Raw genomic sequence first — 6,541 nt, 5'->3', positions numbered from 1 at the left:
GTCACCCTCAACCCGATCGAAGGCGCAGCCTGACCGCTCACAGACCAAGTGCCCGGCGGCCTCGACGACCACCGGGCACCCAGCCCTGCCCAAACAGCCCCTGACCTGGACCTATTTACGCGTCAGAATCGCCACGCACTCCACATGATGCGTCATCGGAAACAGATCGAACGCCCTGAGCGTCCGCACCCGGTACCCCCCGTCCCGGAAATACGCCAAGTCCCGTGCCAGCGCCGCCGGATCGCAGGCGACGTAGGCGATGCGGCGTGCGCCCAGTGCGGTGAGGTGCTCGACCGTCTTCCGGCCCGCCCCCGCCCGCGGCGGGTCCAGGACGATGAGGTCGACCTCTGTGATGCCCGTGCGCGGGAGGACGGTTTCGACCTTGCCGTGTTCGATGCGGACCCGGTCGAAGGCGGCGAGGTTGTGCCGGGCGTCCTCCACCGCGCGCTTGCCGGACTCGATGCCGAGCACCGCGCCCTTCTCGCCGAGGCGGTCGGCGAGGGCGCCCGCGAACAGGCCCACGCCGCAGTACAGGTCGAGCGCCATCTCGCCCTTGCGCGGCAGCAGGCCCTGCATGACCGCCGTGACCAGAGTGTCCGCCGCCTTCGGGTGGACCTGCCAGAAGCCGCCGCTGCCGACCCGGTGGGTGCGGCCGTCGGCGCGCTCGCGGACGAAGGGGCGGCCGTGGACGCGGTGCACTCCCCCGTCCTTCTCCTCCACCCGCATCACCGACACCGGCTTGTCCAGTTCGACGATCGGCAGCCGTGCGCCCGGCCTGGGCGTCAGGATCACCTGCCGGTCCTGCGACCCCGTCGCCGCGATCGCCTCGACGGACGCCATGCCCGTCCAGTCGCGCTTCTCGATGCCCAGCTCGCTGACGCCCTCCGCCGCGATCATGCAGTGGTCGATCGGCTCGACCTCGTGCGAGCGGTGGCGGCGCAGACCCGCCCGTCCCGTGGAGGCGTCCACCGCGTACTGCACGCGCGTCCGCCAGGCCGGTACCTGTCCGGCGGGCAGCTTGTCGCCCTCGGCCGGCATCACGGTCCCGTCCCAGCCGGCCTCTTCGGGAGTGAGGCCCGCGAGCCGCTGGAGCTGTTCGGCGATCACCTCGCCCTTCAGCCGCCGCTGGGCGCCCGGCTTGGCGTGCTGCCAGTCGCAGCCGCCGCAGCGGCCGGGGCCGGCGTACGGGCAGGACGCCTCGACCCGGTCCTTGGACGCCGACAGCACCGTCACCGCGTCCGCGCGCAGGAACCGGGCGCCCTCCTCGCCCTCGGTCACCCGGGCCACGACCCGCTCACCGGGCAGCGCGTGCCGGACGAACAGCACCTGTCCAAGGGCCGTACGGGCGATGCAGTGCCCGCCGTGGGCGACGGGGCCGACCTCGACCTCGTACTCCTCCCCCACCAGCGACCCCGCCTGAGTGTTCTTCGGTTCTGCCTGCATGGCGGGGTGACTCCACAACGTCAAGAGAGATACGGCCGGACAACAGCCCACCAGTCTACGGGCTGAGCGGATACGTCAGTTCTTCGCGCTGGGCTCCTTCGGCCGCTCCTGGGCCGGCCCCCTGCGCACCGCACCGGGCGCGTTCCAGTCCTGCCGCTTGCGGGCCCGGATCTTGGCCGCCTCGGAGGACTGCAGCTGATAGGGCACCGAGGTCACCATGACACCCGGCGTGAAGAGCAGCCGGCCCTTCAGGCGCAGCGCGCTCTGGTTGTGCAGCAGATGCTCGTACCAGTGGCCGACCACGTACTCGGGAATGATCACGGACACCGCGTCGCGCGGCGACTCCTTGCGCAGCCCCTTCACATACTCGATGACCGGTCGCGTGACCTCGCGGTACGGCGAGTCCAGCACCTTCAGCGGTACGTCGATGTTCCGCCGCTCCCACTCGTCGCGCAGCGCCTTGGTCTCCGCCGGGTCGACGTTGACGCTGAGCGCCTCCAGCGTGTCCGAGCGCAGCAGCTTGGCATAGGCCAGCGCCCGCAGGGTCGGACGGTGGATCTTCGAGATCAGGACGACGGAGTGGACCCGGGACGGCCGTACGCTGTCGTCGCTCGGGCCCTCGGGGGCCGCGATCTCGTCGGCGACCCGGTCGTAGTGGCGCCGGATCGCCGACATCGTCACGTAGAAGATCACCATGCCGAGCAGCGCGACCCAGGCGCCGTGGGTGAACTTGGTGACCAGGACGACGACCAGCACCAGTCCGGTGAAGAACGCGCCGAAGGTGTTGATGGCCCGCGAGCGGATCATGTGGCGGCGCCTGGCCTGGTCCTTCTCCGTCCTCAGATGGCGGTTCCAGTGACGGACCATGCCGGTCTGGCTGAGCGTGAAGGACACGAACACGCCGACGATGTAGAGCTGGATCAGCCGGGTCGAGTCGGCTCCGTAGATCCACACGAGGAGTCCGGCCGCGCCGGCGAGGAGAACGATGCCGTTGGAGAAGGCGAGGCGGTCGCCGCGGGTGTGCAGCTGGCGCGGGAGGTAACGGTCCTGCGCGAGGATCGAGCCGAGCAGCGGGAAGCCGTTGTACGCGGTGTTCGCGGCCAGGAACAGCACCAGCGCGGTGGCCGCGGCCAGCACGATGAACAGGAAGCTGCCCTTGCCGAAGACGGCCTCGGCGACCTGCGAGATCACCGGGTTCTGGACGTAGTCGGAGCCGACCGCGACGCCGTTGTGGATCAGGTCGACGGCCGGGTTCTCGGCCATGCGGACGTTGGTCGCCATGGCCAGGGCGATGATGCCGCAGAACATGGTGACGGCGAGCAGGCCCATCATCGCCAGCGTGGTCGCCGCGTTCTTCGACTTGGGCTTGCGGAAGGCCGGGACGCCGTTGGAGATCGCCTCGACACCGGTGAGCGCGGCACAGCCGGAGGAGAAGGCGCGCAGCAGCAGGAACACCAGCGCGAAACCGGCCAGTCCCTGGTGCTCGGGCTTGATCTCGTACGACGCGGTCGGCGCCCGCATGGTGTCGTCGAGGACGAGCCCGCGGAACGCACCCCACGCGATCATGATGAAGACGCCCGCGACGAAGACGTACGTCGGAATCGCGAACAGCGAGCCCGACTCCTTGACCCCGCGCAGGTTCATCAGCGTCAGCAGCACGATCACGGCGATCGCGCAGAGCACCTTGTGCTCGACGACGAAGGGGACGGCGGAGCCGAGGTTCTCGATGCCGGAGGCGATGGAGACGGCGACGGTGAGGACGTAGTCGACGAGCAGCGCGCTGGCGACCGTGAGGCCCGCCCTGGGGCCGAGGTTGGTGTTCGCCACCTCGTAGTCGCCGCCGCCGCTCGGATAGGCGTGGACGTTCTGCCGGTAGGAGGCGACCACCGTGAACATCAGCACGACGACCGCCCCGGCGATCCACGGGCTGAAGTGGTACGCCGACACGCCCGCGATGGACAGGACCAGCAGCACCTCTCCCGGCGCGTACGCCACGGAGGACAGCGGGTCGGAGGCGAAGACGGGGAGTGCGATGCGCTTCGGCAGGAGCGTTTCGCCCAGCCGGTCGCTGCGCAGTGCGCGCCCGATCAGGATCCGCTTGGGCACGTCGGTCAGTTTGGACACAACAGAGGATCGTAAGGCTTCGAACAGGGGAGCGCCCACCCACCACCCTTCAACCGCGCGTCCTCTGCCTGACGAGTGAATTCACGGACGGTCCCCGCTGCGGATTCCGCAGGTGCGGCGGGCCCCATGCCTATATGACAAACCCCGCCCCGTCGCCGCCCTCGGAGGTTCCATGCACGCGACCGCAGAGCTGATCGGCGCCACGGCCGCTCTCGTCGGCCTCGGATTCCTGACCCTTGCCAGCGTCCGCAGCATCAGCCGCCGCTGACCCGCTGATATCGATCCCGGAGCAACCGTGCACAGGGGTGCCGTCGTCCTACCGCGCGTGTGTAGCTTGGGCGTCGGTCTGAGACCCTGATGTGGCTGAGCAGTAACTCTTGACACCGGAAGGACGGTCGTGCACATCGTCATCATGGGCTGCGGAAGAGTGGGTTCCGCACTGGCCCAGACCCTGGAGCAACAGGGGCACACGGTCGCCGTGATCGACCAGGACCCCACCGCCTTCCGACGACTGGGCTCCGGGTTCGGGGGCCGTCGCGTCACCGGCGTCGGTTTCGACCAGGACACCCTGCGCGAGGCGGGCATCGAGGAGGCCGGCGCCTTCGCCGCCGTCTCCAGCGGTGACAACTCGAACATCATCGCCGCACGCGTGGCCCGCGAGATGTTCGGGATCGAGAACGTCGCGGCCCGCATCTACGACCCCCGGCGCGCCGAGGTCTACCAGCGCCTGGGCATCCCCACCGTCGCGACCGTCCGCTGGACGGCCGACCAGATGCTGCGCCGGCTGCTGCCCTCGGGCGCCGAGCCGCTGTGGCGCGACCCCACCGGTGGCGTCCAGCTCGCCGAGGTGCACGCCTCCGCGTCCTGGGTCGGCCACAAGATCAGCAAGCTGCAGGAGGAGACGGGCGTCCGGGTCGCGTTCCTGACCCGGCTCGGCGAGGCGATCCTGCCCACCTCGCAGACGGTGCTGCAGGAGGGCGACCTGGTGCACGTGATGATGCGCACCGACGAGGTCGACAAGGTCGAGGCGGCGTTCGCCAAGGGTCCCGAAGAGGAAGGCGGTCACCGATGAGGGTCGCCATTGCCGGTGCCGGTGCGGTCGGCCGCTCGATCGCGGGCGAACTGCTGGAGAACGGCCACGAGGTCCTGCTCGTCGACAAGGCGCCGACCGCGATCTCGGTCGAGCGCGTCCCCCAGGCGGAGTGGCTGCTCGCCGACGCCTGCGAGATCACGTCCCTGGACGAGGCGGCGCTCCAGCGCTGCAACGTCGTGATCGCCGCGACCGGCGACGACAAGGTCAACCTGGTCGTCTCGCTCCTGGCCAAGACGGAGTACGGCGTTCCGCGCGTCGTCGCCCGGGTGAACAACCCGAAGAACGAGTGGCTGTTCAACGAGTCCTGGGGCGTGGACGTGGCGGTCTCCACCCCCCGCCTGATGTCGGCCCTGGTCGAGGAGGCGGTGAGCGTCGGCGACCTGGTCCGCCTGCTGCGCTTCAGCCACGGCGACGCCAACCTCGTGGAACTGACCCTGCCCGAGGAGTCGGCCCTGGCCGGCACCCAGGTCGGCGATGTCGAGTGGCCCGAGGACACGTCCCTGGTCACCATCATCCGCGGCACCCGTGTCCTGACCCCGTCCCAGGAGGACTCCCTGGAGGCGGGCGACGAACTCCTCTTCGTGGCCGCACAGGCCCGTGAGGAGCAGTTGGAGGACCTGCTGTCGGTCCGTCGGGAGGATGCGGCGGGCTGAGCCTGCCCTGCCGCCGAAGCGGCGGGGGTCGGGGTCTGGGGGCGACAGCCCCCAGGTCCTACGCCTCCCGCCGGTGGCGGCCGCCCGCCTCACCGCGCTCCGCGGCGAGCGCGGCCTCCCGCTCCTGCTCAGCCTTCTCCGCCGCCTCCAGCTCCGCGAACACATCGATCGGCGGCGGCGCCTTGGCCAGGAACACCCAGGTCAGCCACACCGCGAGCAGGAACGGCGGAATCTTCAGTGTGACGAGCACCCAGCCCAGCTGCTCGGTGTCGGCCCACCAGTACAGCGGAAACAGAATCGCGCACTTGGCCAGCAGAATCAGGCCCCAGGCCCAACTCGCCTTCGCGTACGCCTTCTTCCGGCCCGGGTTCCGCTTGCGCCAGGAGAGGTTCTCCTTGAAGACGGGCCCGAGGATCAGACCGATCAGCGGGACACCGCACAGGGTCGTGATGATGTACGCCAGCGCCAGACCCAGCGTGTAGAGCATGCCGGGCAGATAGAAGTCCTTCGCGTTGCCGGTCATCATCGCGAAGACGACACCGAAGGCCACGCCGAAGACCCCGCTGAAGGCGTGCTTGACGGTGTCCTTGCGCACGAGCCGGACCACGACCAGGACCAGCGACACGGCGAGCGCGGCGATGGCCGACCAGTGCAGATCCTTGTTGATCGTGTAGATGGTGACGAAGAGGAGACCGGGAAGGACGGTCTCCACCATGCCCCGCACTCCGCCGAACGCCTCGAACAGCGCCGCCTCGGTCACCGCCCGGGCGTCGTGCTGCTGAGTGTCTTCGGTCGGCTTGTCGAGCGACGTCACCGGCTACTCCCGTCCGAGGGGTCTCAGTTCGTACTTCGGATTGAACAGCACCCGGCGGCCCCGGCTCATCGAGATCCGCCCGGATGCGATCAGCTTGCGCCCCGGCTCTATCCCCAGGATGGAGCGTCTGCCGAGCCAGACCACGTCCAGTGCGGCGGAGCCGTCGAACAGCTCGGCCTCCAGGGCCGGTACCCCGGCGCGCGGCCGCAGGGTGACCGTGCGCAAGGTACCAGTAACCGTCACGATCTGCCGGTCGTGACAGTCGCCGATCTTGATACAGCCCGCGGTCTCGGCATCCTCCCGCAGCTCCTCCGACTCCAGGTCCTCCTGCGAGGAGGAAAGCCGGTCGAGCATGCGCCGGAACCGGCCTGCCGGCTTCTCCGATCGAGGAACAGCACTCATGTCTGAAGCGTA

General features: G+C 69.5%; 6 protein-coding genes. 2 read left to right on the top strand and 4 right to left on the bottom strand.

The window, feature by feature from the left end:
• Positions 1-111 precede the first annotated feature (111 nt).
• Entirely contained in the window at positions 112-1,443 is a 1,332-nt protein-coding gene (locus F7R91_RS27935; protein WP_150952701.1) for a class I SAM-dependent RNA methyltransferase, read from the bottom strand.
• A 75-nt stretch (positions 1,444-1,518) separates the two neighbouring features.
• Complete coding sequence (locus F7R91_RS27930; RefSeq protein WP_150952699.1) at positions 1,519-3,567, bottom strand: APC family permease; 2,049 nt, start codon at positions 3,565-3,567, stop codon at positions 1,519-1,521.
• A gap of 397 nt (positions 3,568-3,964) precedes the next feature.
• Between F7R91_RS27930 and F7R91_RS27925 the strand changes: the two genes are divergently transcribed.
• Both F7R91_RS27925 and F7R91_RS27920 read left to right on the top strand, forming a co-directional pair.
• Positions 3,965-4,639 (top strand): potassium channel family protein, encoded by a 675-nt coding sequence (locus F7R91_RS27925; protein ID WP_150952696.1) that lies wholly within the window; start codon positions 3,965-3,967, stop codon positions 4,637-4,639.
• The gene (locus F7R91_RS27920) at positions 4,636-5,313 is read left to right on the top strand and encodes a potassium channel family protein (RefSeq protein WP_150952693.1); all 678 of its coding nucleotides are present in this window, start codon (positions 4,636-4,638) and stop codon (positions 5,311-5,313) included. The genes F7R91_RS27925 and F7R91_RS27920 overlap by 4 nt, the downstream gene beginning before the upstream one ends.
• A 58-nt stretch (positions 5,314-5,371) precedes the next feature.
• On the opposite strand, the gene F7R91_RS27915 is transcribed toward F7R91_RS27920, so the two are convergent.
• On the bottom strand, positions 5,372-6,127 hold the full coding sequence (locus F7R91_RS27915; protein ID WP_150952690.1) for a DUF3159 domain-containing protein: 756 nt from the start codon (positions 6,125-6,127) through the stop codon (positions 5,372-5,374).
• 3 nt (positions 6,128-6,130) lie between these two features.
• On the bottom strand, positions 6,131-6,529 hold the full coding sequence (locus tag F7R91_RS27910; RefSeq protein WP_150952687.1) for an OB-fold nucleic acid binding domain-containing protein: 399 nt from the start codon (positions 6,527-6,529) through the stop codon (positions 6,131-6,133).
• Positions 6,530-6,541 lie beyond the last annotated feature (12 nt).

The sequence above is a fragment of the Streptomyces luteolifulvus genome, assembly GCF_008806595.1.
In the GTDB taxonomy this organism is placed as follows: Bacteria; Actinomycetota; Actinomycetes; order Streptomycetales; family Streptomycetaceae; genus Streptomyces; species Streptomyces luteolifulvus.
Note: the sequence above shows the minus strand (reverse complement) of the source record. Positions and strands in the feature narration are given on the sequence as shown.

Excerpts from the sequence above, each read along its gene's own strand:
- F7R91_RS27935 (WP_150952701.1), bottom strand. The coding sequence starts at position 1,443 with ATGCAGGCAGAACCGAAGAACACTCAGGCGGGGTCGCTGGTGGGGGAG.
- F7R91_RS27920 (WP_150952693.1), top strand. The coding sequence starts at position 4,636 with ATGAGGGTCGCCATTGCCGGTGCCGGTGCGGTCGGCCGCTCGATCGCG.
- F7R91_RS27910 (WP_150952687.1), bottom strand. The coding sequence starts at position 6,529 with ATGAGTGCTGTTCCTCGATCGGAGAAGCCGGCAGGCCGGTTCCGGCGC.